The sequence below is a fragment of the Cryobacterium sp. TMT2-4 genome (genome assembly GCF_004402575.1).
GTDB classification, from domain to species: domain Bacteria; phylum Actinomycetota; class Actinomycetes; order Actinomycetales; family Microbacteriaceae; genus Cryobacterium; species Cryobacterium sandaracinum.
Genome location: NZ_SOGE01000005.1, coordinates 1 through 1272 on the forward strand (window position 1 = coordinate 1; position 1272 = coordinate 1272).

Sequence of the window (1272 nt, forward strand, 5' to 3'; positions counted from 1 at the left end):
CGACGCCGAGCGGATGACCGTGGCCGGCTCACTCACGAACGTGCGCCCGGTCGGCGACGTCCACTCAAGCGTGCCGTCACCGAGGTGCAACACCCGCCACCCGGTCTCGCTCTTCAACGCATGACACGCCGGACACAGATGCGCGAGGTTGTCGTGCGCGGTCAGGCCCTCGAACTGCCAATCCAGGGAATGGTCCAGGTCGCAATGCGCCGCCGACCGGTTGCAGCCCGGAAACCGGCAGGTTTTGTCTCGCACCCGGAGGAACCGTTTCAGGTCTTCCGGGACCGCGTACCGGTCCCGGCCTACCGACAGCACCGCCCCCGTCTCCGGGTGCACCAGGATCCGGGTGAAACTCGGCGCCCCGGCCGCGATCTGCCGGGCCGTGTCCGGGTCGATCGGACCATACCCCTCCAAGAACCCCGGCTCCTCACCGAGACCCATCAGAGTCAGCACCGGCACGGTCACATTGACCGCACCCCGGATGCCCTTGCCGAGGCCGGACGGGGTGACCCCATCGAGGATGATGTCGGCGAACACGTCCGCCTTGAGCTGCGTCAGGGTGCGCACCTCCTCCGGCCCCTGCAGACTCAACGCTGCGAGCATCACCCGCTCGTAGGCACCGGCCACCTTCTCCGCACTGTCGTACAGGGTCAGCGACGCCATACCATCGGGCTCGGGCTCGAAGAACACGGCCCGGTCGCGCACGGACTTCTGGTGCCGGGCCCGGATCGTCTCCGGATGCAGGCGCTCCCGGAGCAGCCGGGCCCGATACTTCAGCTTCGACGCCGTCACCGTGCCCGCCGACCGCAGAACCTCCACCTCGAACGCCGCCTTGGCCTCGTCGGGAACCGACCAGGCCTGATTGATCACCACCTTCGCGTGCTGGTAACTGATCTCGCCGGCCTCGAGCGCGGCCCGGGTGGCCGGAAGCTCGCCGGCCAAGGCGCGGCTCTCCGCGATCAGGTTCTCAGCCGTGCGGCGCGGCACCCGGATCGTGCAGGCCAGTTCGCTGACGAACTCCCGCTCGGCGACCTCGGCCGCGTCCCACCGGGACCCCGGCAGCCGCGCCGCCGCGTTCGCCCGGGCCTGCCCGAAGCGGCGGCCCGCCTCGACCAACTCCGCCCGCCGAGCGAACGCCACGGCGATGGCCAGTTCGGCCTCCGCGATCGCCTCGAAATGCTCCCCGAGAGCCTCTTGCTCTTCCATAAATGAGGGCTTCATGACACACACGCTACGGGCACCCACCGACATTACCCGCGGCATCCGCCCACC

Annotated in this window: 1 protein-coding gene; it reads right to left on the minus strand. The window is 69.5% G+C overall.

Translation table 11 applies throughout. From position 1 onward, the window contains the following. Positions 1-1221 (minus strand): HNH endonuclease signature motif containing protein (locus tag E3O54_RS01435; protein ID WP_166805180.1); only part of this gene is annotated, 1221 nt, incomplete at its 3' end. Between the last annotated feature and the right edge of the window lie 51 nt (positions 1222-1272).